The organism is Halosolutus sp. DAT137 (genome assembly GCF_059736405.1).
In genome coordinates, this window is the sequence record NZ_JCAQID010000001.1 from 468,085 (window position 1) to 493,970 (window position 25,886).

The 25,886-nt window shown below is 63.8% G+C and carries 17 protein-coding genes; 8 read left to right on the forward strand and 9 right to left on the reverse strand.

The genetic code is table 11. The features are described 5' to 3' along the window. Nucleotides 1-48: 48 nt before the first annotated feature. The 6 genes from AC6I6L_RS02370 to AC6I6L_RS02395 all read right to left on the reverse strand — a co-directional run bounded on the left by AC6I6L_RS02370 (nucleotide 49) and on the right by AC6I6L_RS02395 (nucleotide 8,695). A complete protein-coding gene (locus AC6I6L_RS02370; protein WP_497916110.1) occupies nucleotides 49-1,491 on the reverse strand; it encodes an MATE family efflux transporter in 1,443 nt (480 codons plus the stop codon). 193 nt (nucleotides 1,492-1,684) lie between these two features. After that, on the reverse strand, nucleotides 1,685-2,551 hold the full coding sequence (locus AC6I6L_RS02375) for a DUF8108 domain-containing protein (protein ID WP_497916111.1): 867 nt from the start codon (nucleotides 2,549-2,551) through the stop codon (nucleotides 1,685-1,687). A 113-nt stretch (nucleotides 2,552-2,664) separates the two neighbouring features. Beyond that, nucleotides 2,665-3,810 carry a segregation/condensation protein A gene (locus AC6I6L_RS02380; RefSeq protein ID WP_497916112.1) on the reverse strand — a complete coding sequence of 382 codons (1,146 nt, stop codon included), beginning with the start codon at nucleotides 3,808-3,810 and terminating at the stop codon, nucleotides 2,665-2,667. Beyond that, the gene (smc, locus tag AC6I6L_RS02385; protein WP_497916113.1) at nucleotides 3,803-7,375 is read right to left on the reverse strand and encodes a chromosome segregation protein SMC; all 3,573 of its coding nucleotides are present in this window, start codon (nucleotides 7,373-7,375) and stop codon (nucleotides 3,803-3,805) included. The genes AC6I6L_RS02380 and smc overlap by 8 nt, the downstream gene beginning before the upstream one ends. Before the next feature lie 67 nt (nucleotides 7,376-7,442). After that, nucleotides 7,443-7,748: a DUF7518 family protein gene (locus tag AC6I6L_RS02390; RefSeq protein WP_497916114.1), complete on the reverse strand. Its 306-nt coding sequence runs from the start codon at nucleotides 7,746-7,748 to the stop codon at nucleotides 7,443-7,445. A gap of 230 nt (nucleotides 7,749-7,978) precedes the next feature. After that, a complete protein-coding gene (locus tag AC6I6L_RS02395; protein ID WP_497916115.1) occupies nucleotides 7,979-8,695 on the reverse strand; it encodes a helix-turn-helix domain-containing protein in 717 nt (238 codons plus the stop codon). Between the two features lie 232 nt (nucleotides 8,696-8,927). On the opposite strand from AC6I6L_RS02395, the gene AC6I6L_RS02400 reads away from it, so the two are divergent. From AC6I6L_RS02400 to AC6I6L_RS02410, 3 genes are all read left to right on the forward strand, one after another. Further along, nucleotides 8,928-9,785, forward strand: a complete 858-nt coding sequence (locus AC6I6L_RS02400; protein ID WP_497916116.1) for an SDR family NAD(P)-dependent oxidoreductase — start codon at nucleotides 8,928-8,930, stop codon at nucleotides 9,783-9,785. Between the two features lie 2 nt (nucleotides 9,786-9,787). Beyond that, nucleotides 9,788-11,809: an AMP-binding protein gene (locus AC6I6L_RS02405; protein ID WP_497916117.1), complete on the forward strand. Its 2,022-nt coding sequence runs from the start codon at nucleotides 9,788-9,790 to the stop codon at nucleotides 11,807-11,809. A 213-nt stretch (nucleotides 11,810-12,022) separates the two neighbouring features. Beyond that, a complete protein-coding gene (locus AC6I6L_RS02410) occupies nucleotides 12,023-12,511 on the forward strand; it encodes a cupin domain-containing protein (RefSeq protein WP_497916118.1) in 489 nt (162 codons plus the stop codon). A gap of 42 nt (nucleotides 12,512-12,553) precedes the next feature. Here AC6I6L_RS02410 and AC6I6L_RS02415 read toward each other — a convergent pair whose 3' ends face one another. Both AC6I6L_RS02415 and AC6I6L_RS02420 read right to left on the reverse strand, forming a co-directional pair. After that, nucleotides 12,554-14,779, reverse strand: coding sequence for an LUD domain-containing protein (locus tag AC6I6L_RS02415; RefSeq protein ID WP_497916119.1), 2,226 nt, complete (start codon nucleotides 14,777-14,779; stop codon nucleotides 12,554-12,556). Then, complete coding sequence (locus AC6I6L_RS02420) at nucleotides 14,772-15,296, reverse strand: LUD domain-containing protein (RefSeq protein ID WP_497916120.1); 525 nt, start codon at nucleotides 15,294-15,296, stop codon at nucleotides 14,772-14,774. The genes AC6I6L_RS02415 and AC6I6L_RS02420 overlap by 8 nt, the downstream gene beginning before the upstream one ends. Nucleotides 15,297-16,005: 709 nt before the next feature. On the opposite strand from AC6I6L_RS02420, the gene AC6I6L_RS02425 reads away from it, so the two are divergent. Together AC6I6L_RS02425 and AC6I6L_RS02430 are read left to right on the forward strand one after the other, a co-directional pair. Continuing rightward, nucleotides 16,006-17,790 carry an L-lactate permease gene (locus AC6I6L_RS02425; protein WP_497916121.1) on the forward strand — a complete coding sequence of 595 codons (1,785 nt, stop codon included), beginning with the start codon at nucleotides 16,006-16,008 and terminating at the stop codon, nucleotides 17,788-17,790. A 57-nt stretch (nucleotides 17,791-17,847) separates the two neighbouring features. Further along, nucleotides 17,848-17,985, forward strand: coding sequence for a hypothetical protein (locus AC6I6L_RS02430; protein ID WP_497916122.1), 138 nt, complete (start codon nucleotides 17,848-17,850; stop codon nucleotides 17,983-17,985). A 134-nt stretch (nucleotides 17,986-18,119) separates the two neighbouring features. On the opposite strand, the gene AC6I6L_RS02435 is transcribed toward AC6I6L_RS02430, so the two are convergent. Next, complete coding sequence (locus AC6I6L_RS02435; RefSeq protein WP_497916123.1) at nucleotides 18,120-18,731, reverse strand: helix-turn-helix domain-containing protein; 612 nt, start codon at nucleotides 18,729-18,731, stop codon at nucleotides 18,120-18,122. A gap of 359 nt (nucleotides 18,732-19,090) precedes the next feature. Here AC6I6L_RS02435 and AC6I6L_RS02440 point away from each other — a divergent pair, with 359 nt between their 5' ends. The 3 genes from AC6I6L_RS02440 to gatB all read left to right on the forward strand — a co-directional run bounded on the left by AC6I6L_RS02440 (nucleotide 19,091) and on the right by gatB (nucleotide 25,750). Continuing rightward, on the forward strand, nucleotides 19,091-20,872 hold the full coding sequence (locus AC6I6L_RS02440; protein WP_497916124.1) for an L-lactate permease: 1,782 nt from the start codon (nucleotides 19,091-19,093) through the stop codon (nucleotides 20,870-20,872). Nucleotides 20,873-20,990: 118 nt separating this feature from the next. Further along, nucleotides 20,991-24,128, forward strand: a complete 3,138-nt coding sequence (locus tag AC6I6L_RS02445; RefSeq protein ID WP_497916125.1) for an FAD-binding and (Fe-S)-binding domain-containing protein — start codon at nucleotides 20,991-20,993, stop codon at nucleotides 24,126-24,128. 128 nt (nucleotides 24,129-24,256) lie between these two features. After that, on the forward strand, nucleotides 24,257-25,750 hold the full coding sequence (gatB, locus tag AC6I6L_RS02450; RefSeq protein ID WP_497916126.1) for an Asp-tRNA(Asn)/Glu-tRNA(Gln) amidotransferase subunit GatB: 1,494 nt from the start codon (nucleotides 24,257-24,259) through the stop codon (nucleotides 25,748-25,750). The last annotated feature ends 136 nt before the right edge of the window (nucleotides 25,751-25,886 follow it).

A 25,886-nucleotide genomic window follows, 5' to 3' on the forward strand; every position in this document is an offset into this window, starting at 1 on the left:
TGACCGTTCGCGGGCCAAGACGGCCCTTGCTCGCACACCCGCAGTCGCTTATTCTGCGGTGACCGTCTCTTCCGATCGCTCTCGGTCGCTCCCGGACTCGCCGCCCTCGTCGACGATCGACTCTTTCCAGGTTCCTCGCGTGAACCACGCGACGGCCGCGATCGTGCCGACGACGTCGCCGACGACGACACCCGTCCAGATGCCAGTCGTTCCCCACCCGGCGACGAATATGAGGTAGTAGGTCACCGGCACGCGGACGACCCACAGTCCGAAGACGGCGAAGGCGAGCGCGGTCTTCGTGTTCCCGGCCCCGCGAAACGCGCCCAGAATCACCTGCAACACGCCCATGAAGACGAACGCGAGCGCGGCGAATCGCAGGTAGGTGACGCCGTAGTCGATCGTCGCGGCCCGTCCTTCGGCTTCGGCCGTGAGAAACACCGAGACGAACGGTTCGGGAAACAGGAAGGCGATCAACGCGGCGACGAACATGATCGCACCGATCACGCCCGAGGCGATCCACGTCGCACGCGCCGCCCGATCGGCCCTGTCTGCCCCGAGATTCTGGCCGACGATCGTATCCGTCGCCTGTCCCATCCCGAGCGCCGGCAGGAAGGCCAGCGAGATGAGCCGATTCCCCAGCCCGTAGGCCGCGACGACCGCCGGCGGGAAGGTGACGACCATCGCGGTCATCGCGATCAGCGCGAGCGCGGTCATCGACTGCTCGAGAGCGGTCGGGACGCCGAGGCGAGTGATCTTCGAGACGTACTCGAAGCGCGGTGTGAGGTGTTCGGGTCTGATATCGGGACCGACGTCCGTGAAGTAGAGGACGTAAAACCCGATCACCGTCGCGAGACCCCGCGAGATGACGCTCGCGACTGCAGCCCCCTGAACCTCGAGTCGGGGGACCGGACCGAGTCCGAAAATGAACACCGGGTCGATGGCGAGGTTCACGACGACGCTGACGAGCATCACGACCATCGGCGCACGCGTGCTGCCGTATCCACGCATCAGCGCGACGAAGACGAAGAACCCGAAGAGGAAGGGAAGCCCGAGGAAGAACACCCGCAGGTACTCGGCGGCAAGCGGGATGATCGCCGCCTGGGTCTCTCCCTGAGCGGGGAGCAACGCGAGCATCGGATCCGTCGCGAAATAGCCGACGATTCCGAGTCCGATCGCGACCAGCGAAACGAACGAAATCGTCTGGCCGGCGATCAGCCCGTCGTCGCCGCTTTCGGCACCCGTGTGCTGGGCGATCAGAATCGCCCCGGCGGCGGTGAAGCCGCCGCCGACCGCGATCAGGAGAAACAGGAGCGGAAAGGCGAGGCTCACCGCGCCGACGGCGTCCGGCGAGAGCGCCCCGAGCCAGAACGTGTCGCCGACGTTGTACGCGACCTGCAACAGCTGGATGACCACGAGGGGCCACGCCAACCTGAACATCGGACGGAGAAGCGCACCCTCGGTGAGACTCCCAGTCGTTTCCTGCTCCGACATACCAGTATCCTTCCCGTGGAGACACTTGTGTTCTCCTGAGCGATGGTAGCGCTACCCACTCTAACCAGGCTCCGAAGGCTCGTAGACGGACGATTCCGAATCAGAACCGTCGAACGGCAACCGCGACCATACGCGGGCCTCGTCCGTCCCCTCCATTCCCCTCGTTTGACTCCGTTATTCCCCCTCGACTCCGTTATTCCGACTCGAACGCGCGCTCGAGTTCGATCGCCGTTCGATCGTCGCTCGGGTCGAGGCGTGTGACTGGCCTCGGCAAGGCCGAGTCGTTTCGGGCCGGGGTCTCTCCGGACGGCGGCCGGTTCCGGCCCGTTCCGGCTGCCGTTGCGGTCCGATCGCGCCGCGTCGGTTCGTCGTCCCCGTGCGAGCCGATCGTCTGCGTCGCGGAGTCGACCGTCTCCGAGGCTGCGTCCGCCGCTGTCGCCGCGGATCGCCGTGCCGTTCCGGCCGCGGCTGTCGCGGATCGCCGCGCACTTCCCGCCGCTGTGGTCGTCGTCTCCCGCGTTGCGTCAGCCGTCTTTCGCGCCACACCAGCCGTACTCGCCGCGGATTTCTGGGCCACTTCGGCTGCCCCTGCGGCCGTCGATTTCGCAGTTGCGGCGGCGTTCGCCGCTCGCTGACGATACGTTGGCGGCTCGTACCGGGTTTCGAGACAGGCGTCGCAAAAGTCGTTCTCGCCCCACGCGATCGTATAGAGGGGGATGCCGAGCACGACGAACTGGCGGGCGTACCGACGGTTCACGCCGGTTTCCGTCTCCGTCTCACACCGCACACAGCACCGCGGGTCGTCTCCGAACGTCGACTCCTCGACCCGGTACTCGATCCCGAACGTGTGCGCAGGGTATTTTGGCAACTCGCTTATCGTCCGCAGTCCAACCAGACTGGCCAACAGGAGTCCCGCCGAGAGCCACATCGCCTCGATCGGCTCGAGAACGACCAGCGGCCCGACCAGCGCGCCCGCGACGATCGCGATCGGAAGCAACGCCCGGAGCAACGCGAAGACGTGAATGTAGACTCGAATCGCCACGTCGTCAGGCCTCGCCATCGACCTCACGTTTCGGGGCTCGCCGCTAAACGTTTGTGGCACCCCGGAAGAAGCCGAGGCGGTCGGACGATCGCGTTTTCATCGGGGACTCCCGGCAGTCGAACAACCGCGTCTCAGTCGGCGATCGCTTCGAACGTCTCGACCTCGACCGACGCGTCCTGTACCCAGAGATCACCGAACAGTTCGTCCTGTTCGAGACGGATGCGACCGCGGTGAGCCAGAAAGAGCAAGGCGAGATACGTCATCACGCGCGACCCGCCAACCTGGTCGATCTCGGCGTACAGAACCTCCTCGCGCCCCTTCTCGTACTGTCCCGCGAGCGTCGTCTCGACGTCGTCGATCACCGTCTCGATGTCCTCCTCGTGGGTCGTGTGGGTCACGTCATTGCTGGTCGGTTCGTCGGCGACCCGAACGCCGTCGTCGGCGTGATAATTGAGTTCCTGGATGCCGCGATCGTAGCCCCGCGGCGAGTCGCTCGTGTCGTAGCTTCTGGAGTTTTTCCACCAGCTTCCCCGTTCGGCCTCCCTGAGGTCCCGAACGAGTTCGTCGAGCGTTTCGGGCTTTCCGCGGGCGTGTTTCCGATCGAGTCGTCGCTCCATCTCCGCTTCCAGCCCCTCGACGGGGTCGAATCCGGGTGCCGGTCCGTCGCCGTCCGCACCGTCCATCGGCCCGTCGTCGACGAAGGGTGCCTCCCAGGGCGGGAGTTCCTCGTCGTCGGGTTCGTCGGGTGCGAACAGTTCGTCGCTTTTCATCCGCAGGAGGACGCTCGCGTAAAACAGCGCCCGACCCGAGGTCCGCAGGTCGGCGTCGTCCAACGCCCCGAGGAACTTATCCGTCACGCGGACGACATCGATATCCCACGGATCGATCTCGCCGTCCTTTGCGAGCTGGACGAGCAGTTCGACGGGTTCGACTTCCTCCTCACCGTCTTCGGATTCGCTCCCTGTACCGTCGATGTCGGGGTCGCCCCCGTCGTCCGAAAACTCGAGGACTGTCCCGTCATCACCCGGTCGATTGCGATCCTCGTGGCCAGCGATGTCCAGCGGGATTTCGTCTGCTCGCGAATCAGGTTGCTCCTCGCTCGCTTCCTCCGAGGGACGCGGACCCTCGCTGTCTCGCGGGTCGTCACCGGGTTCCTCCCCGCTCGACTGTCTGGAGCCCCGTGGCGGCTCCTCTTGCTCACGGGTCGCTTCGCTCCCCGTTCGCGTTCCCGAGGACTCCTTCGTCGCCTTCGGCTCCTCGGACCCCTCGCTAGTCATCAGCCGGCACCTCCTCACCACTCAGATCGATTCCCGTCACCGCGCTCACGTTGTCCTGTTGCATCGTCACCCCGATCGCCCGCTCGGAGCGATCGAGCATCGCGCTGCGGTGGGAGACGACGACGAACTGGGCCTTCTCGGAGAGTTCGTCGACCATCTGGCCGATCCGCTCGGCGTTGACGGCGTCGAGGAAGGCGTCGACCTCGTCGAGCGCGTAGAACGGGGCCGGGTTGTGGCGCTGGATCGCGAAAATGAAGGCGAGCGCGGTCAGCGACTTCTCTCCGCCGGACATCGCGTCGAGTCGCTGGATCGGCTTGTCGCCAGGCTGTGCCTTCATCGTGAGTCCGCCCTCGAACGGATCGTCTTCGTCTTCGAGGTGGAGGGTGCCGGTCCCCTCCGAGAGCTTCTCGAAGATTTCGGTGAAGTGTTCCGATATCGCGTCGTAAGCATCCATGAACGTCCGCTTTTTCTGAGTCTCGTACTGCTCGATCCGATCGCGGATCCCCTCCGCTTCCTCGACCAGCGTCGCCCTGGCGTCTTCGAGGTCCTCGAGTGCGTCTCGGACCTCGTCGTACTCGTCGATCGCGAGCATGTTGACCGGCTCCATCGCCTCCATATCCGCCTGGAGCAGGTCGATCATCTCGAGGACGATCTCGTGGTCCGGCACGTCCTTGGGGTCGTAATTGCCGACCTCGGCCTCGAGGGAATCGACCTCCCACTCGAGGCTCTCGGCCCGCTCGCGGCCGTCCTCGAGTTTGCTCTCGACGGTTTTGACGCGATCCTGTTGTGCGTCGCGGTCCGTTCGCGCGTCGGTGAGCGTCTCCTTCAGGTCGCTGCGATCGGCTTTCAACTCGGCGAGTTCCGTCTCGAGTTCCTCGACGGCCTCGTGTTTCGCCTCGAGCGTCTCTCGCTTCTCGCCGATCGTCTCCTCGTACTCGCTGATCCGCTCTTCGTGTTCGGCCTTGCGATTCTGGGCCGTCTCGATGTCGTCGTGAAGGTCGTCGATCGCGTCTTCGGCGTACTCCTTTTCTAAGGTCAGTTCGTTGAGCGTACCGTCGATCTCCGCGATCCGGTCCTCGCGGTCGTCGATCTCACTCTCCAGATCCTCGATCTGTGCGGTTAGCTCGGGAATCTTCGAGTCGGCCAGTTCGCGCTCCAGGTCGTCGATGTCGGTCTCGATCGCCTCGATGGCGGCCGTTTTCGTCTCGATCTCCTCGCCGATTTCGGTCATCCGCTCGTCGACCGACTCCCGTTCCTCGCGGAGGTCGTCGAGTTTGCCCTCGAGCCTCTCGATCTCGCTCTCGATCGAGTCGCGTCTGTCGTCGAGTTTTTCGATCTCGCTCTCGATCGATCGCACCTCGTCGGCCGCGTCGGTCTGTCGGTCGCGGGCGTCGTCGAGTCGCCCCTCGAGGTCCCGGAGGTCCTCTCGGAGCGACTGGCGTTCCTCCTGTAAGTCGGTGATCTGCGTGGCGACGCGCTCGAGTTGGCCCTCGCCCCCGCCGGTAAAGGAGTATCGCGACCCCTTTCGGGAGCCGCCGGTCATCGCGCCGCTTTTCTCGACCAGATCGCCGTCGAGGGTGACCATCCGGTAGTCGCCCATGTACGATCGGGCGGTCTCGATGTCCTCGACGACGAGCGTATCCCCGAGCACGTAGGAGAAGACGCCCGCGTACTCCTGATCGAAGTCGACGAGATTGTACGCGAAGCCGACGACGCCCGGATCGCTCGGGGCGTTCGGGAGTCGACGCTGGCTCATCTGGGTCAGCGGCAGGAAGGTCGCGCGGCCGGCGTTGCGGGATTTGAGGTGTTCGATACACTGCTGGCCGACCACGTCGTCATCGACGACGACGTTCGCTAAGCGACCGCCCGCGGCGGTCTCGCAGGCGACGGCGTACTCGCCGGAGACGGTCCCGAGCTGGGCGACGGCCCCGTGGACGCCGTCGATCCCCGAGTTGAGGATCGTCGTCACGGAACGCCCGAACGAGGAGTCCCCGCTCTCGCCCGCCGTGGCCTCGAGTTCGGCGTACTCCTGTTGTTTCGCCTGAATCTCGTCGTCGAGGTCGTCGACCTCCGACTGGATGTGGCGCTTCTCGGTTTTCAGGTCGTCGACCACGTCCGCGATGTTCTCGCGGTTCGTCTCGGCCTTTTGCAGTTCTCGCTCGAGATCGTTTCGCTCGCTTTCGATCTCGGGAAGTTCCTCGCGTCGCTGTTCGATCGTCGCCTCTTTCTCGCTGATTGCGTTCGATCGACGCCGGGCTTCGTCCAGAAGCCGATCCTGTTCGCGTTGCAGGTCGTTTTTCTCGGTTTTGGCGTCTTCGAGGTCGTCTTTGCGCGCGGTGAGATCGGCTTTGAGTTCGTCGAACTCGGTGTCGACGGCCTCGATTTCGGCTTCGAGGTCGTCGCGTTCTCCCTCGCGTTCTTGGATCTCCGTCTTGACCTGCGCTTTCTCGAGTTTTTGCTCGCGGATATCGTCTTCCAGATCCGCGATCGTTTCCTGTTTCCGATCGATCGTGACGAACGCCTCTCGCCGGGTGGCTTCCGCGTCCGCGATCTGGTCGTCGCTGGCTTCGATCTTGTCCTCGAGTCGCGAGATGTCGCCTTTGATCTCCTCGATTTCGCTCTTGATTCGGAGCTGTTCGTCCTCGCCTTTGCGTTCGATTTCCGCATTCAGGTCCTCGAGGTCCTCTTCCAGGCGCAGTACCTTCCCTTCGCGTTCGTCGAGTTCGCGCTGGAGATCCGCGAGTTCCGTCTCGAGGTCGTCGACGCGGGTCTTGGCGGTGTCGAGTGCCGCCCGTTTCTCCTCGAGTTCGCTCGCCTTCCTGTAGCCCTCGTACTCCTCCTTTTCGCGGCGGAGTCGGCGGTAGCGAAGTGCCTGCTGGCGCTCGTCTTCCAGTTGCCCGAGTCGATCGCGTTTCTCCTCGATCCGTAACTCGGCTTCGTCGATGCGTTCCTGGACGACCTCGAGTTCCGCGAAGGCGTCTTCCTTTTTGGCGTCGAACTCGGCGACGCCCGCGATTTCGTCGATGATCTCCCGGCGAGCGTGGGGCGTCATGTTGATGATCTCAGTCACGTCGCCCTGCATGACGACGTTGTATCCTTCCGGCGTAACGCCCGCCTGTGCGAGCAGGTCCTGAATGTCCGAGAGGTTGACCGATCGATCGTTCAGGTAGTAGTAGGAGTAGTAGTTGTCCTCGGTTTCCTTGACGCGCCGGCGGATACGGATCTCGTCGACATCGCCGACATCCTCGCTGCCGGCGGCGTTGACGACCTGCGATCGGTCGAGCGTGCCGTCGGCGTTGTCGAGGATCACTTCGACGGTCGCCTCGCGCGGGCCGCCGGACGCGGATTCGCCCTCGTGACCGGGGTTGTAGATGAGATCCGTCAGTTTCTCGGCGCGGATGCCACGGGTGCGGGCCAGTCCGAGCGCGAAGAGAACAGCGTCGATGATGTTCGACTTGCCGGAGCCGTTCGGCCCGGTGACGACGGTAAAGTCCTCGTAGAACGGAATCTTGGTTTTTCGGCCGAAGCTCTTGAAGTCGTCCAGAACGAGCGCCTTGATATACATACCCTTCTCGAACCCTCCGTCGGCCGAATCGCAGTCATCGTGGTGTGGCCGCGGTGCAGTCGTGCGGTTATGCGACTATGATGTCGTCGCTACCTGAGTCTTCCGCTTCGTCACCGCTTGCGGACTCTTCGGCGTTGGCCGTCGCCTCGGCGACCTCTTCGGCTTCGGCTTCCGGAGTTCCGTCGGCGGGGGTCTCAACTGCCGCTGTCGTGGTGCGTCGTTCGGGGACGCGCGTCGGCGTATCAGCGTCGAGTTCGGCTTCGAGAACGCGGATGCGTTCTTTGGCTTCGATGAGCTCGTCCGTCAATCCCTCTACCGTCGACTCGAGTTCCGAAACCGTCGATTCGAGCTGCTCGACGCGGTTTTTCGACATACCTTCTAGGGACCTGTCCGGACACATAAACGTACGTCAGACACTACTAGTCATACTGATACGTGTGCCGGGCTGAGCACGTTGTCGCGTCGACCCGGCGGGATGAGCGGACTCATACGGTCTGTTGTCATTCGTTACTGGTGACCGCCCGACCGGGGCGGAAGTACCGGTAACACGGGATACCGATCCGTATCAGAGCCACGTTCGGAGACGGGTTCGAACGGGCAGCCTCAGAACTCGTCGGCGTCGTCTAGTCCGTCGAGTGCGTTTAGCGCTGACTTCAGGATTTTGCGCTCGCCGCGCCGGAGATTCATCGACACGCCCGTTTTGGAGATGTCGAAATGGTCGGCCAGTTCCTCGAGCGTCGTCTCTCGTGGCGTCTCGTAGTAGCCTCGCTTCGACGCGACCTCGAAGGTCTCGCGTTCGGTCGCGGTCAGCGAGCGACAGCCATCGAGCAGGTTCATCGCGCTGTCGGCGTTTTCGAGCAGATCGAACAGCGTCGTCGCCCCGAACCGATCCCGGCCGTCGACGGTATACTCGTTGTGACGATCGAGTTCGGCCAGCGTTCGATCTTCGGCGTCGTCGCTGTCGAATCCGACGTGCCAGTGTTCTCGCCCGTTCTCGATCTGGAAGGGACCGGTGATGTACCCGCCGTTTTGCTGGATCGTCCGCATGGCGTTCGTTTGCTCGATCGTCGTCCCGATCTGGGCGACGGTACCCTGTTTCGAGAGAATATAACAGTCCGTCATATTCGGATGGTGCCGGAGCTGGCGTAATCCGGCGTCGAGAGCACCGGTCGAATCTCCGCGTGCGATGAGTCGTGTCTCGAGTTTCTCGGCGTCGGTGTCGAGTTGCCACTGGACGGCTGAAAACGCGATGCCGACGTCGTCCGTCGTGTCGATAAACGGACAATCGTACTGGCGCATATCGAGATCCAGATCGATCATCAGTTGTGTGCGTCACACTGTGACGAATCGGATTAACTGTTCTCATCGGATCACGGCGATCGCAAACGTATGGGACCCGCAAATGAACTCATAAACGGACACTCGCGTCGCCGGCCGCTTTCGTTCTCTCACCGGTGAACCGCCGAAATTGGCCAGCCCATCGTGGTTCCCATTGCTATGTTAACATACCCGTTTTAGCGTGTTGCGAGCGAACAGTTCGCGTGTTCGAGCCATGTCTCAGGATCAGGTTACGCCGCCAACTGTTTCACGGGACGATATACACAGAATCGACGACGACGCCTTCACCGATCGCAACGTCTGTCTCGTCACGGGGGCCGGATCGGGAATCGGTCGCGCAACCGCGCTCGCGGCCGCCGGGAACGGACTCACCGTCGCGGCGACGGACATCGACGAGGACGGCCTCGACGCCACGGTCGATCGCGGGGCAGACCTCGACCTTCCGGGGGCGATCGAACCGATCGCGGGGAATCTTACAAGCGACGACGATATCGAACGGATCGTCGGGGAGGCCGCCCAACTGGGCGACATCAAGTACCTCGCAAACGTCGCGGGGATGCAACACATCGACTCGATCGAGAACTTCCCGATGGACGCCTACGATCGGATGCACAGGGTAATGCTTCGGGCACCGATCTACCTCTCGAAGCTGTGTATTCCTCACTTCCGCGAGACGGAGGATGGCCGCGGCTGCGTCGGCAACATGGCCTCCGTCCACGGCCACTACGTCACCAGCGACAAGGTCGGCTACAACGTCTCGAAGTTCGGACTTCGCGGACTCACCCAGTCGATCGCCGCGGAAGGTGACGGCGAGATCCGGGCGTTCTCGATCAGTACGGGCTACGTGAAGACGCCGCTGGTGACGAACCAGCTCGCGGATACCGCCGAACAGCGCGGGATCAGCGTCGACGAGGTGGTCGAGGACGTGATGCTCGGCCAGTCGCGGGTCACAGAGATGATGGAGCCGATCGACGTCGGGAACCTCTACCTCATCGGCTTTTCGGATCTCGGCCGACATCTCGACGGCGGCGACCTGTTGTTTGATGGTGGCATGACTCTAACCTACGAGTGACAATGTCCGGAACATCCAGCCTCGAAGACGTCGACGAGATCGTCCACGAACCCGACGAGGCGTTCGTCGAGTCGACGAACGTCGCCGCGTTCATGCGCGAGTACGGGATCGACAGCTACGAGGCCCTCATCGAACGGACGACGACGGAACTCGAGGACGAACCCGAAAGCGGGGTCGACTGGTTCTGGGACGAACTGGTCGACTACCTGGGTATCGAGTTCTACGAGGAGTACGACCGGATCAGAGACGATACTGACGGACCGCAGTTTACGGACTGGTATCCCGGCGGCGAACTCAACGTCGCCCACAACGTCTGCGATCGACACGCAGCCGTCGACGCCGAGCGACGAAACACGGTCGCGACGATCTGGGAGGGCGAAGACGGCGAGATTCGGGAGACGACCTACCACGAACTCCACCGTCAGTCGAACAAAGTGGCGAACGCACTCGAAGCCCGCGGCATCGAGACGGGCGACACCGTGGGTCTCTACATGCCGATGGTCCCCGAAGTTGTCTCGATTCTCTACGGCTGTTTCAAGATCGGCGCGATCGCGGTCCCGATCTTCTCCGGCTTCGGCGTCGACGCCGCCGCCACCCGGATCGCGGATTCGGAGTGTTCGGTCCTCGTTACGGGTGACGGCTTCTACCGGCGGGGCGATCCGATTTTTCTCAAGTCGGCAGCCGACGAGGCGATCGAGGAGGCGGGGTACGTCGAGCACACGATCGTCTTCGACAGGTTAGGGTCCAGCAGTCGCGAGAGCGAGCACGAAATTCCCTGGAACGATCGCGACGAGTGGTGGGCCGACGCCGTCGAAACGCAGGACGACGCCTACGAGACGAAATCGCTCGACTCGAGCCAGGAGTCGATGCTCCTCTATTCGTCGGGGACGACGGGCAAGCCGAAGGGAATCGTCCATACGCACGCGGGTGTCCAGATGCAGTGTGCCAAGGAACTGCACTTCGGGTTCGACCTCAAGCCCGCAGACCGCTTTTTCTGGGTGAGCGACATCGGCTGGATGATGGGGCCGTGGACCCTCATTGGCACCCACACCTTCGGCGGCACCGTCTTCATGTACGAGGGCGCGCCGGACCACCCACAGCCCGATCGTTTCTGGTCCGTGATCGATCGTCACTCGATCACGCAGTTCGGCATCTCGCCGACGGCGATCCGTGCGCTGCGCAAACACGGGAACGACTGGCTCTCCGGTCACGATCTCTCCTCGCTCCGAATTCTTGGCTCGACGGGCGAACCCTGGGACCCCGAATCCTGGCGCTGGTTCTACGAGCACGTCGGGGGCGGCGAGACCCCGATCATCAATATCTCCGGGGGGACCGAAATCTGCGGATGCTTCCTGATGCCGATGCCGTCCGAACCGCTGAAACCCTGCACGCTCGGCGGTCCCGGCCTCGGGATGGACATCGACATCGTCGATTCCTCGGGCGAGTCGATCGCGGAGAGCCACGAACGCGGCTTCCTCGTGGCGCGGGACTCCTGTCCGTCGATGACCAGATCGCTCTGGTCGGGTGACGAGCGCTATCTCGAGGAGTACTGGTCGTCCTTCGAGGACCCGCCGATGTGGGACCACGGCGACTGGGCCCAGAAAGACGAGGACGGCTTCTGGTTCCTCCACGGCCGCGCGGACGACGCGCTCAACGTCGCGGGCCGGAAAGTCGGCCCCGCCGAAGTCGAAGGCGCGCTCATCGACCACGACGCCGTCAATCAGGCCGCGGCGATCGGTGCGCCCGACGAGACCACCGGGACGGCGGTCGTGACCTACGTCATCTTGGAAGACGGCTACGACGAGTCCGACGAGTTGCGCGAAGAGTTGCGCGCTCAGGTCGGGGAGGAACTGGGCAAACCCTTCCGTCCGCGGGAGGTGCTGTTCGTCGACGAGTTCCCGAAAACCCAGTCGGGGAAGATCATCCGACGGGCGATCCAGGCAACTCACACCGGCGAGAATCTGGGCGACATGAGCAGCATCGAGAACCCCGAGGCGCTCGAGAATCTCGAAGACGCGCGGTGACTCGAGGCCACACGACGACCCGAGAACGCAGTTCGTCACCACGTCGGCGGGTCTCTCACCGGGACGTCCTGTCGACGGTACGGTCTCTCCCGCCGGCGTGAAAAACCGTTATGATCTGGCCGAGCGTACGAATACGTGATTCGGGTCGCCCGGAACGAGTCGGCATTTTTCACGCCGTCGTCAGACGGCCCATAATCACCGCGGTGAACAGTCATGGCAGCAACACCCAAAAAGCAACCAGAAGAGTCTCGAGTCGTCGACCTCGACCAGTTCGACGGGACCGACGCGTACCAGACCAGCGACGACCGCGCCCGGGTACGCGCGTACTTTCCGCTGACTCCCGGGATGCCGAACGGAGCCGACGCTGGGGCATCGGAGACGATGATCGTCAGCATCGAGATCGAACCCGGCAACCACCTCCCGATCCACCGGGATAGCAACGAGGAACTCCTCGTGGCAACCGCCGGACACCTCGAAGCGACGATCGGCGACGAGACGATTTCCCTCGAGGCGGGTCAGTGTGCGGTCGTCCCCGAAATGGAACCGCACGGACTCAGGAACGCCGGCGACGAAACCGCCACGGTCATCGGATTCTTCCCGGCCACCGAACTGACCGCGACGTTCGAGGAGACGATGGAACCGTTCGGAACGGCAACCGTGACGATTGGGCCGGCTCCGACCGACGAGCCACGTGGCGAGTAGTCACGCACGCCCGTTCACTTCCGCCATTTTTATCGATACTTGTCAGCGGAGCCGCGATCGCGGATCGAGTACCTCGATCGGATGAGTGGCCTCGCGGTCGAGTAGATCCCCGAGCTGTTCCTCACAGGAAGTGCCGCTGGCGACGGCCAGCCGATCCCGCGTTTCGGGTTCGGTGAACTGGGCCGCGAGTCGATCGCCCACGTCCATGCTCAGTTCGTAGTACTCGCGTTTGTAGCCGAAGGAGCCGGCCATTCCACAGCACTCGACGTCGCTTTCGACGATATCGTAGTCGAGGTCCTCGAAGACGGCTCTCGTGTACCGATCGAGCCCGAGCGTGCGCTGCTGGCAGTGGGAGTGGTAGGCGATGTCGGGACCGTCCGCTCCAGACTGAAGGGCAGACGGGTCCGCGCCGTTTGCGAGCAGCCCGTAGACGTACTCACAGACCTCATAACTCCCCTCACTGAGGCGGTCGAACGATCGCTCGGGCAGCAGTTTCTCGTACTCTCGCTGGAACATCGCGAGGTCGCTGGGTTCGATTACGACGACGTCACGGCCAGCGTCGAGGTGTTCTGCGAGGCCGGCGTAGACGCGACTGGCCTGTTCGTCGGCCGTCGCGATCATCCCCTGAGAGAGCGGGGCGCGCCCGCTCTCGCCGACGTCGGGGATTCGGACGTGGACGCCGAGCGCCTCGAGCACGCGGACGGCCGCCTTCCCGCGATCGACGTCGACGTAGTTCGTGTAGGTGTCGGGGTAGAGGACGACCTCGCGGTCAGCGTCGGCGGCGGTGACCCGAGTCCCGCGCGCTTCGTACCAGTCCCGAAGCGTCTCGCGCTGGAACGCGGGAAGCTCACGGCGACTGTCCACGCCGGCGACTCGTTCGAGGGCCGTCCGGACGGAGCTGAGCGACCCGATCCAGTTCGAGACCGGCGCGGTCGCGGAGCCGAGTTTCGCCAGCGTCTCGTAGTTGCCGAAGAGCCGCTTCTGGAGGTCGACGCCGCCCGGCTCCTCGTCGGGCGTCAGCCCCTCGACCAGGAACTCGAACTGGCCCTCTTCGCCCTCGCGATTGACTCGATCGCGAACCACCGTGTTGATCCAGGGAATGTCGATTTTCACCGGGCACGCGTTCACACAGCGCGAGCAGCCGGTACAGAAGTCGTTGAACTCGGCGGCGACGTCCTGCCCGTGGACGCCGGCCTCCCAGCCGGTCGCGATGCCACCCGAGTAGGTCTCCCCGCCGAAGGCGTGGCCGCCGACTGACTGGAAATTAGCACAGGAGTTCGCACACGCAGAACAGCGGATGCAGTACAGCGTCTCCCGCAACTGGTCGTCCTCGCGCATCGCCATGCGGCCGTTGTCGATCAGGACGAGGTGGAACTCCCGATCGTCGTCGCGCTCTGCGAACGCCACCTCGGGCTCGTCGAAGTCGACGACCGGCGAGTCGACCGGCGGCGTCAGCAGCGAAATGTAGGAAGTGATGTCTTGCCCGGTGCCCGATCGGCCGATGAGTTCGATGAAGGGAGCGAGGTCCTCGACGGACGGAACGATCTTTTCGACGCCCGCGACGGCGACGTGAGTGTCCGGAACCACGGCGGACTTCCGGGCGTTGCCCTCGCTCGTGACGAGCATGATCGACCCCGAGTCGGCGGTGATGAAGTTGGCACCCGTCATCCCCACGTCGGCCCCGCGGATGAGTTCTCCCAGTTGCTCGCGTGCGAACATGGTCAGTTCCTCGGCTGTCTCCAGTGGTTCCTCGGGGTCGAACTGCGAATTGAAAAGCTGGGCGATCTCCTCGCGGGACTTGTGGATCGCGGGCGCGACGATATGAGATGGGGCGTCGTCTGCGACCTGCAGGACCCACTCACCGAGGTCGGTTTCGACGACGTCGACGCCGTCGGCTTCGAGGGCAGCGTTGACCTCGAGTTCCTCGCTGGTCATCGATTTCGATTTGACCAGTCGCTCGGCGTCGTTCTCGGCCGTGACCTCGCGGATGTAGCGGTTTGCGTCGGCGGCGTCGTCAGCGAGGTAGAGCGTGCCGCCGTTTTGCTCGACGGTGTCGCGAAGCTGATCGATCAGGTCCGGCAGGCGCTCGATCGCGTCCTCCTTGATCGCGCGAGCCTCGTCTTTCAGCGCCTCGTAGTCCTCGAGATCGGCAACGGAGTCGTAGCGTCCCTGGTTGAATCCGAGCGTGTTCGCCTCGACGGCGTCGCCCTCGGTGTCGAGGAGGTGACGAATGCGATCGGCTTTGGCCTCGCGATCGGTCTTACTCATCGGCCTCACCCGTCTCGAGGACGACGACGTGGACGTCTTTCGGGCCGTGTGCGCCTTTGACGAGCGACCCCATGTCGGCGGTGGCGCTCGGGCCGGTGGCGACGATCGCGCTGGTGCCGTCCCGAAGTTGGGGTCCCAGCGCGTCGATCGCCGTCGGCATATCGGCGACGATATCCGCCTCGCGGAGCACGGGAACGTGCAGGTCGGGGAAGAGGCTCACCTGTTCGGCACCCGAGGCGGTTGCCGGGAGCACGACGCTGCCGTAGTCGGCAATCCCGATCGAGGCAGCCGTAATACCGGTCGTAGCCGACTCGAGGGTCGCGGGGGTCGGCTCGTCGTCAACCCAGTCGGGAAGCGAGATCGACTCGAATGGTAGTGAAGTCCCGACGGCGGGTTCGCGGGCGATCGACCTGAGTGTTCGATCGAACTCCGACGGTTCGATAGTGGTAACCGGAACGTCAAGCTCCGCGAGTGCGACTTCGAAGTGGTCCGAGACAGCCCCTGTTTCGACGCTCATGGAACGATGCTACGACCGTGCCCATTTTACTGTTCTGTTTGTTCACGCACGCCACACCGCGGTTCGGGACAGTTGCGGTGTAGTAATCCAGAACCTGTCAGTTGTTTGTCGGTGAGACGGTTTTTACTGAGGAATTCAATAGGGTGGTTCGGTCGACGCCGCAAGCACCTACTCGCCAATCCGGATCGGTTTGAGGCCAAGCCTGCGGTTCGGTTTTGAGACCGATCCTGTAGTAGTCGGGACCGCGCGCCAGCCGATGTGGCCTGGTTAGTCGACTACAAAGGCCTTTACCGTTGTCTGTATATCCTCTATAGACGTCTGTACAGGTGAACCGATCACGATACAGTGAGTGGTGTTCACAGACGACTCGGACTCATCGTGGGGGAGTTGGTACCAAAAATCGAAAGACACAGCCAAGATAGTTGACTATAAAGGTAACTCCCGGTCGGTGTACACCACCGGCGAACAGGTACCGAGACGGTGAATCGTGGTCCCGTACCGCACATTCCGTCTTATTTTCTCACCACTCGACTCGAATCATTACAAGATAGGGAGAATAATACGGATTTGAGGGGTCAAAAGACCCAAACGGTCGAAGGGTATAAGTACTGATTCGACAGCCCTGATTCCATGCCAGTTCCGATTCCAAATGGCATCGATCGCACCTGCATATCACCACCGACCGGGACGAGATCAGGAGGTGAGTTGCGTGGCTAGCCCGATCGAGATCGCGCTCGCAGCGATACCCCTTCTTCTCGCCGGCGTCTTGCTCGTCGGGTTCCTGTGGCCCGCGACGCGGGCGATGCCGATCGCGTACCTCACTGCGGTGGTCGTCGGCCTCGGCGTCTGGGGTATGCCGTTCGAGTACGTCGCTGCAGCGTCGATCGTCGGGGTGATGACGGCGATTCAGATCCTCTGGATCGTCTTCGGCGCACTGTTCTTGTTATACACGCTCATGCAGGCGGGGGCGTTCGACAGGATCAACCAGGGTTTCGCGAGAATCAGCGACGATCGCCGCGTACAGATCGTGCTGGTTGGCTTCTTCCTCGCGGCTTTCATCGAGGGCGCAGCCGGCTTCGGGACGCCGGCAGCGGTCGTCGCACCGCTGTTACTGGCGCTCGGATTCCCGGCGCTCGCCGCGGTGATTGCCGGCCTGATCGGCCACGTGCTGGCGGTCACGTACGGTGCGGTCGGGACGCCGATCATCGTCGGTATCGAGAACCCGCTCGGCTCGACGGCGGCGACGGAAACGGCGATCACCGACGCCGGCTTCACCGTCCAGGCGTACTCCGTCGAGGTTGCCGTCTGGGCCGCGACCTACCACGCGCTGGTCGGGTTCGTCATGCCGCTGTTCGCCGTCGGGATGGTCGTCTATTTCTTCGGCGACACGGAAGAACGGAGCCTCGAACCGGCGTGGGAGGTCGCACCGCTGTGTCTGTTCTCCGGACTCGCGTTCGTGATCCCCTATTGGCTCTCGGCCCAGATCAGCGCGGAGTTCCCCTCGCTGATGGGCGCGATGGTCGGCGGCGCGATCGTCATCGGCGCGCTCAAAGCCGGCTACTTCGTGCCGGACGAGGAGTGGGAGTTCCCGGATCGCGAGGAGTGGCCCGCTCACTGGGTCGGGACGATCGAACCCGGACAGGCGAACGCGCCCGGTGTTGGCAGCAGTGACGGCGACGCGGTCGCTGCTGACGGCGGCGTTGGGACAGCCACCGTCGGAACCGCTAACATGTCGCTGCTTCGCGCCTGGGCGCCGTACATCCTGCTGGTCGCCCTGCTGGTCGTCACGCGCGTCGTGGATCCGCTCCCGACGATGTTGCAAGAGAGCATCCTGAGCGTCGGTGACTTCTCGATCCTGTTCGGAACCGCGTGGCCGGACATCTTCGGAACGGGTCTCGACGGCGGCATCGACTGGGTCTACGTCCCAGGGTTCTGGCTCGTCCTCTGTGCGCTGATCGCGATCCCGCTGTACGGCATGGACGGCGAACAGATAACGGCTGCCTGGACCGAGACGGTTCAAAAGCTTGTTGCGCCGCTGATCGCGCTGGTGTTCGTCATCGCGATGGTGCAGGTGATGCTTCAGTCGGGCGCACACGCCGAGAGCACCGAGAGCATGATCTTCGTCCTGGCACAGACGACCGCCAACATCGCCGGTCCGGCCTATCCGTTCATCGCCGCGCTGATTGGCGCTCTCGGGGCCGCGATGGCCGGCTCGAACACGGTCTCGAACATCACCTTCGGTGGCTTCCAGTTCGAGGCCGCCACACAGCTCGGCCTGCCGACCCAGCTGATGGTCGGCGCACAGGCCGTCGGCGGCGCGATCGGAAACCTCGTTGCGATCCACAACGTCGTCGCCGCGCTGGCGACCGTCGGCCTCGTCGGACAGGAGGGCCGCGTGATGCGACTGAATCTGATCCCGCTGCTCTACTACGCGATCGGCGTCGGTATCGTTGCAACGATCTTTAGCTACGTCCTGTTCCCGGGCCTCTTCTAGAAGCCCGGTCGCCGCCCCCTATGGCGGTGGACGGCCACATCCATTCGAGAGACACAGATGCCAACCGAAAACGACTCAATCGAACGACAGTACGGCGACGAGACGTCTGCCGCCGTCGCGATCGACGACGAGTATCGGGTTTCCGTGGTCGATCCGGGACGCGTTCTGGCCCGGTACGGGGAGATCGATCAGTAGTGCAGCCGTCGATCGATCGTTGGAGCCGGGTACTGCAGGCCGGTCTGTCAGTGATTGGGATCGCCGTACCGGTGGCGGTGATCGTCGGTCAGGAAGCGGTGGCGATCGTCGATCGGGCGCTGATGTGGACCGAGTTACCCGAGCGTCGGCGTAAACCGGTCCTTGCCGAGGAAGTTCCAGATGTGGCCGCGTTCTTCGGGTGGGTCGACCCCCGGCAACTGCTTGAGTGCGGGTTGGATGGCGTTCCACCAGCCTTCGTCAGTCTCGAACTCCGCCGGATACTCCGGATAGACGTTCTCGAGAAAGTCGGACTTGCGCGCGCTAGGGTGGTCGATGAGATACTGGTAGGAGGCGAACAGTGCCTCCCGTCGGGCCTCGAGAATCGAACCGGAGCCGGGAAGGTCGACTGCTGCCATCGCCTCCTCGACCGCGGGCGGGGGAGACCGGGAGTCGGACGGATCCGCCGCCGACTCGGGTTCGGGTCCGGGGTCGCGCTCGCCCGTCATCGGAACCCACCAGACCCGCCCGCGAGCGCCGACTTTGCGCGTTTCGAGGGTCCCCTCCTCGACCAGTGTGTTGAGTTTGTTGTGTGCGGTTCGCCGCGCACAACCGAGGTGGTCCATGACGTCGGCGGCGGTCAACGGACGACCCAGATCGTCTCGCTGTTCGAAGGCCTCGAGGGCAGCCTTCGGGGGGATCCGATCGGCGTACTGACCGTGCCTGTTTCGATCACGATCGTTACTCATAGTGTGTGCCAGTACAGTCGACTGTATATGTCTTTACATTGGGGTGTGTTCTCGGCCGGACGTGGGCGAGACGCGACGGTGGCGGCTTCGGTTCCCGGTCTGAGGACGTCGATTCATCGGCACGTCCGGCGCGACCGCGCCGCCGTGGTACGGACCTCGGTCAGATATCTGTCGCGAACCCGGAGGGCAAAATCCGCTGAGACGGTTGATGCTCTCGTCCGATATCCTACAAATGACAATTGTCACAAAGTTATTAAACAGTCCGCTACTTATGTCCGAGATATTACCCGAGGTGTCTCGTAGCATGATCTACCCACGGTTGTGTTCGTCGAGGTGGCTCGCTGTGACGGGTGGAGCTAATGGGTGATGCGATCTCTGTCGTCCTCGCGGCGGTACCGCTTGTCGTCGTCGGCGTGTTGCTCGTCGGCTTGCTCTGGCCCGCGACGCGAGCGATGCCGATCGCGTGGCTCGCGGCGCTCGTCGTCGGCTTCCTCGCCTGGGAGATGCCGATCGCGTGGCTGGCCGCCGCGACGATCGAGGGGGTGCTCACCGCGGTCCAGATACTCTTCATCGTGTTCGGCGCGCTCGTGTTGCTGTACACGATGTTGCGGGCGGGTGCGTTCGACGTGCTCAACAGCGGCTTCGCGACGATCAGCGAGGATCGACGGGTCCAGATCGTCTTGGTCGCGTTTTTCCTCTCGACGTTCATCGAAGGCGTCGCGGGGTTCGGTGCGCCCGCGGCCGTCGTCGCCCCGCTGTTGCTCGGTCTCGGCTTTCCCGCGCTTGCGGCGGTCGTCGCGGCGCTGATCGGCCACATCATCGCCGTCACCTACGGGGCCGTCGGAACGCCGATTATCGTCGGCATCAGGGAGCCGATGGCGGGCGTCTCCAGAATTCAGGCTGCGATCCAGACGGAGGGGCTGACGGCGACCGAGTTTGCGGTCAACGTCGCCGCGTGGGCGGCGACCTACCACGCGCTTGTCGGCTTCATCATGCCGCTTTTCGTCGTCGGGATGATCGTCTACTTCTTTGGCGACCCGGCGAACCGATCGATCCGACCGGCACTCGAGGTGTGGCCGCTCTGTCTGTTCGCAGGGGTGGCCTTCTCGATTCCCTACTGGCTGTCCGCGTGGTTTCTCAGCGCCGAGTTTCCCTCTCTGGTAGGCTCGATGGTCGGCGCAGCGATTACAATCGCCGCGCTCCGGTCGGGCTACTTCCTCCCCGAAGAGGAGTGGACGTTTCCGGACCAGGAGGAGTGGCCCGACCACTGGGTCGGTTCGATTCAGCCGGCCGATGCCAGCAGCGTGCTGGCACGGACCCACGACATCTCGCTGTTGCGGGCGTGGTCGCCGTATCTGCTGTTGCTCGTGCTCTTGCTCTGTACGCGCATCTTCGATCCGCTCCCGGCGTTGCTTCAGGGAGAGCCGGTCCAGCTGTTCAGCAGGCAGATTTCGCTGACGTTCGGGACGATCGCGACCGGAGCCGGCGAGTTCACCGTCGGTCTGCTTCTTTTCGAGTGGACGAACATTCTCGGAACCAGTCTCGGTACCGGCGTCGATTTTATGTACGTCCCCGGATTCTGGTTGCTGGTGACCGCAGTCGTGGCGATCGGTCTGTTCGATATGGACCGCCGACAGGTGACCGAGGCCTGGCTCGGCGCGACGACGAAGCTCGTCTCGCCGCTGATCGCGCTCGTGTTCGTGCTCGCGATGGCACACGTGATGCTCCAGTCGGGGTCGCACACCGAAGGCACCGAGAGTATGATCGTCGTCCTCGGAACCGCGACGGCGAACGTCGTTGGGCCGGCGTATCCGCTGGTCGCCGCGCTCGTCGGTGCGCTGGGGGCGACGCTGGTCGGCTCGAACACGGTTAGCAACATCACGTTCGGGCCGTTCCAGTTCATCGCCGCCGAGCGCCTCGGTCTCTCGCGAGAACTTGTCGTCGGCGCACAGGCCGTCGGCGGCGCGATCGGAAACCTCGTTGCGATCCACAACGTCGTCGCCGCGCTGGCGACCGTCGGCCTCATTGGCGAGGAAGGACGGGTGATCCGGCTCAATCTTCTCCCGCTGCTGTACTACACGCTCTTCGTGGGTATCTGGACCGTGCTGTTTACGTACGTCTTCTTCCCGGAGGTGTTCTGATCACGGATTCGGGGGCTTGCGGGCGACGACGGTGGAACCCACGCACGGGTTCGGCAGCGGACGACGACCGACACGCAACGAGCGACCGACTATACCCGACAACCGACAGCGTACACCTATGGCAACAGACCCCATCGATTTCAACGACAACGCGGCAACCGTCTCGGACCCTGCACTCGATCCGCAGGCGAACTACGACTATCAGAGCGACGCCGTCGAACGACCGCGACTCGTCGACGACCTCGAGAGACTGGTCGCAGGCGAGGTCCGTGCGGACTCGTACTCGCGACAGCTGTACGCGACCGACGCGAGCATCTACGAGATGACCCCGATCGGCGTCGTCTTCCCGCGATCGACCGCCGACGTGGCCGCAGTCGTCGAGTACTGTGCCGACCGGGGGATCCCAGTCCTCCCGCGGGGTGGCGGGACGAGTCTCGCCGGCCAGACGGTCAACGAGGCCGTCGTCCTCGATTTCACGACGCACATGGACGGCGTCGTCGACGTCGATCCCGACGACCGACGCGCGACGGCCCAGTCCGGAATCTACCTCGGAACCCTCAACGAGGCGCTCGAACCGCACGACCTGAAGTTCGCACCCGACCCCGCCTGGGGCGACAAGAGCGCGCTCGGGGGCGCAATCGGGAACAACTCGACGGGCGCCCACTCCCTGCAGTACGGCAAGACCGACGCCTATGTCGAAGAGGTCGAAGCCGTCCTCGCCGACGGCACCGTCACGACCTTCGGTGAGGTTTCCCTCGAGGAGCTTCCGGATCTCGCGGCTGGCGACGACCTCGAAGCCGCGATCTACGCCGAAGTCGCTCGCATCCTCGACGAACAGGGGGACCTGATCGAAGCGCAGTATCCTGATCTCAAGCGCAACGTTTCGGGGTACAACCTCGACTGGCTGGTCAGCGAGGCGCGACGCGGCACGGGAGATACGAACGATACAGCCGTGAGCGACAACGCCCGCAGCGGCGGTCGCGGGGTTGCCAAACCTGACACTGAGGGCGGGACGATCAACCTCGCGAAACTACTCTGTGGCAGCGAGGGCACCCTCGCGATCGTTACCGAGACCACCGTCTCGCTCGAACCCATTCCCAGCGAAAAGAGCATGACGCTGCTGGCCTACGACAGCGTTCTCGACGCGATGGACGACGTCGAGCCGATCGTCGACCACGACCCGGCCGCAGTAGAAGTGTTAGACGACGTGATGATCGACCTCGCGCGGGACACGCCCGAGTTCGCCCCCGTCACGAAGATGCTACCCGACGGGACGACCGCCGTTCTGATCGTCGAGTTCTACGCCGAGGACGCCGCCGACGGGAAACGCAAGGTCGCAAACCTGCTGGCCGATCGCTGTCCGACCGTCGATCCAGAAGGCGAGGACGACGACGAGGCCGACCGGGTCGTCAGCGATCGGGAGGTGCTCGCCTTCGACGCGATCGAAGCCTACGACGACGAGAGTCGGTCGAAAATCTGGAAGCTCCGGAAGTCCGGGCTCCCGATCTTGCTCTCGCGGACGACCGACGAGAAACACGTCGCGTTCATCGAGGATACCGGCATTCCGCCGGAAAACCTCCGGGCGTTCGTCGAGGACTTTCAGGAGGTGCTCGAAGACCACGAGACGTACGCGAGCTTCTACGCTCACGCCGGGCCGGGGGTGCTCCACATTCGCCCGCTCGTGAACACGAAGACCGAGGCGGGTCTCGAGGCTATGGAGTCGATCGCGGACGCCGTAACCGATCTGGTCGTCGAGTACGACGGCTCCGTTTCGGGCGAACACGGCGACGGGCGCGCCCGGACCCAGTGGAACCGCAAGCTCTACGGCGAGGAACTCTGGGAGACGTTCCAGGAACTCAAGTCGGCGTTCGACCCCGACTGGCTGCTCAACCCCGGTCAGGTCGTCTTCCGTGACGACAATCCGACGGACATGACGGAGAACCACCGATTCGGTCCCGACTACGAATTCGACGCCGGTTTCGACCCGGTGCTCGAGTGGGACAACGACCAGGGCTTTCAGGGGATGGCCGAACTCTGTCACGGCTGTGGGGGCTGTCGCGGCGAGCAGTCGACGACCGGCGGCGTGATGTGTCCGACGTTCCGGGCCGAAGACGAGGAGATCCTCTCGACGCGCGGGCGGGCGAACGCGCTTCGCCAGGCGATGAGCGGCGACCTCCCGGACGACCCAACGGACGAGGAGTTCGTCCACGAAGTCCTCGACCTCTGTATCGGCTGCAAGGGCTGCAAACACGACTGTCCGAGCGGGGTCGACATGGCCAAACTCAAAGCCGAGGTGTCCTACGAACACCACCAGCGCCACGGGACCTCGCTTCGCGATCGGTTCTTCGTCAACTTCGAGACGCTCGCGAAACTGGGCAGTGCGACCGCGCCGGTCTCGAACTGGGTGTCGACTCTTCCGGGCAGCGACGTCCTCGCGGAAAAACTCCTCGGCATCTCCCGGGAGCGGGACCTGCCGACGTTCCAGCGAAACACGTTCGCAAAGCGCGTTGCAGGGCACGAACCCGCAAACTCGGCCGCGGATGCCGATCGCCGCGTCGTCCTCGTCCCCGACGTCTACACCAATCACGAGTACCCCGAGGCGGGCGAGGCGGCCCTCGCCGTGCTCGAAGCGGCCGGCGTCCACGTCGAAGTTGCAGCGCCGCGAGACGTTGGCCGGCCGGCGTACTCGAAGGGATTGCTCGATCGAGCCGCGAAAGACGCGAATCAGACCGTTCACGACCTCCTCCCGTATGTCGAGGACGGCTACGACGTCGTCCTGATCGAGCCTTCCGACGCCGTCATGGTCCAGTCCGACTACCTCGATCTCTTCACCCATTCGCAGGTCGAGGCGGTCGCGGAGAACACCTACGGCGTCTGTGAGTACCTCGACGTCTTCGGGCTGGACGCCGAGATCGAGTTCGACGCGCCGGCGACCCACCTCACCTACCACGGCCACTGTCACCAGAAGGCCCACGCCAAAGATCACCACGCCGTCGGCGTCCTCCGCCGGGCCGGCTACGCCGTCGATCCGCTCGACTCGACGTGCTGTGGCATGGCCGGCAGTTTCGGCTACGAGGTCGAACACTACTCGATGAGCAAGGCGATCGGGCAGGTGCTCTACGACCAGGTCGAAGACAGCGAGGGAGACCGCGTCGTCGCGCCGGGCGCATCCTGTCGGAGCCAACTCGGTGATCGACCCGGCGCGGTCGAGGAGCCGCCGACGCCGATCGAGGCTCTCGCGGACGCACTCGAATAGCGCGAGCCGGAAGCGTCGTCGTCACGGCCTGTCGTTGCGACGAACCGCCGTCGCCACAGCGCGTCATCCTCGGGGAACGTCGTCGCCAGTCGTTACGCTTTACCCCCGCCGGCCCGAACCGAGGCGCAATGACTGCCCAGACCGTCCAGCAGGGTGATCTCGTGACCGTCATCGGTCTCGAGGTCCACGTCCAGCTGGAGACCGACACGAAGATCTTCTGTGGCTGCTCGACCGACCAGACCGACGAGCCGAACGAACACGTCTGCCCGGTCTGTCTCGGCTTGCCGGGTGCGCTGCCGGTTCTCAACGAGGCAGCCGTCGAAGCCGCCGTCAAGATCGGGAAGGCGATCGACGCCGACATCCCCGAGGAAACCCGCTTTCACCGGAAGAACTACTACTACCCCGACCTGCCGAAGAACTTCCAGATCACGCAGTACGACGAGCCGATCTGTGCCGACGGAGACCTCGAAATTTCCGTCGAGGGCGATCGCCGGACGGTGACGATCGAGCGCGCCCACTTAGAGGAGGATCCGGGTAGCCTCCAGCACGTCGGCGGCGGTGGCGGGATCGATTCGGCCGACTACACGCTCGTCGACTACAACCGCGCCGGGACGCCGCTGATGGAGATCGTCACGGCACCGGACTTCCGGAGCCCCGACGAGGTGCGGGCGTTCCTCGCGGAACTCGAGGAGGTCCTCGAGTATCTGGGCGTCTTCGACGCCGAACGCGACGGCAGCCTGCGTATCGACGCCAACCTCTCGATCATCCCCGAGGAGGAGATCGAAAGCGACGACGTGACCGAGATCGGTGAGGCGGCCCTCGCCGCGGCCAACCGGACCGAGGTCAAGAACATCTCCAGTCACAAAGGAGCACAGAAGGCCCTGGCCTACGAGGAGACCCGCCAGAAAAACGCCGTCCGGCGCGGCCGCGCGGTCGAACAGGAGACTCGCCACTGGGACGAGTCCCGCGGAATCACCGTCTCGATGCGATCGAAAGAGGAAGAAAAGGATTACCGCTACTTCGAGGAGGCCGACCTGCCGCCGCTTCGCGTCTCGGGCTGGAAAGACGAGATTTCGATTCCGGAACTCCCGACCGCCCGCCGCGAGCGGTTCCAGGCGGAGTACGGCCTGAGCGAGGAAGCCGCCTCGAAACTCACCTCGACGAAACAGGTCGCGGACTTCTACGAGGAGGTGGCGGGCGAGTTCGATCCGGATCTGGCCGCCACGTGGGTCGCGGACGAACTGCTTGGCGAACTCAACTACCGCGACATGGCGATCACGGACCTCGAAGGCCGACTCGCGGAGGTTCACCGACTGGTCGAACTCGTCGCCACAGACGAGATCACAGCCAAAAACGCGAAAGAGGTCGTCCTCCGATCGATGCTCGACGACGACGCCGACCCGGACGCGATCGTCGAGACCGAAGGGCTGGGCAAGACGGGCGAGGACGAAGTCCAGCAGGCCGTCGTCGAAGCGATCGACGAAAATCCCGACGCCGTTTCCGATTACGAGTCGGGCGACGACGGCGCGATCAACTTCCTGGTCGGGCAGGTCATGCAAAAGACCGGCGGGAGTGCGGACCCGGGCGACGTCAACCAGCTTCTGCGGGCAGAACTGGATTGACCGCCGGGCGAACGAGCTTCGACGGCGGATCGTCCCTCGTTTCTCACTCTACCCGTCGTAACCGGTCTCTTTGTCATCCATCGTGATCGATTGTTCCGTCTCCCAACCGTGGTCGATTTCACTACAGTCGTATTCT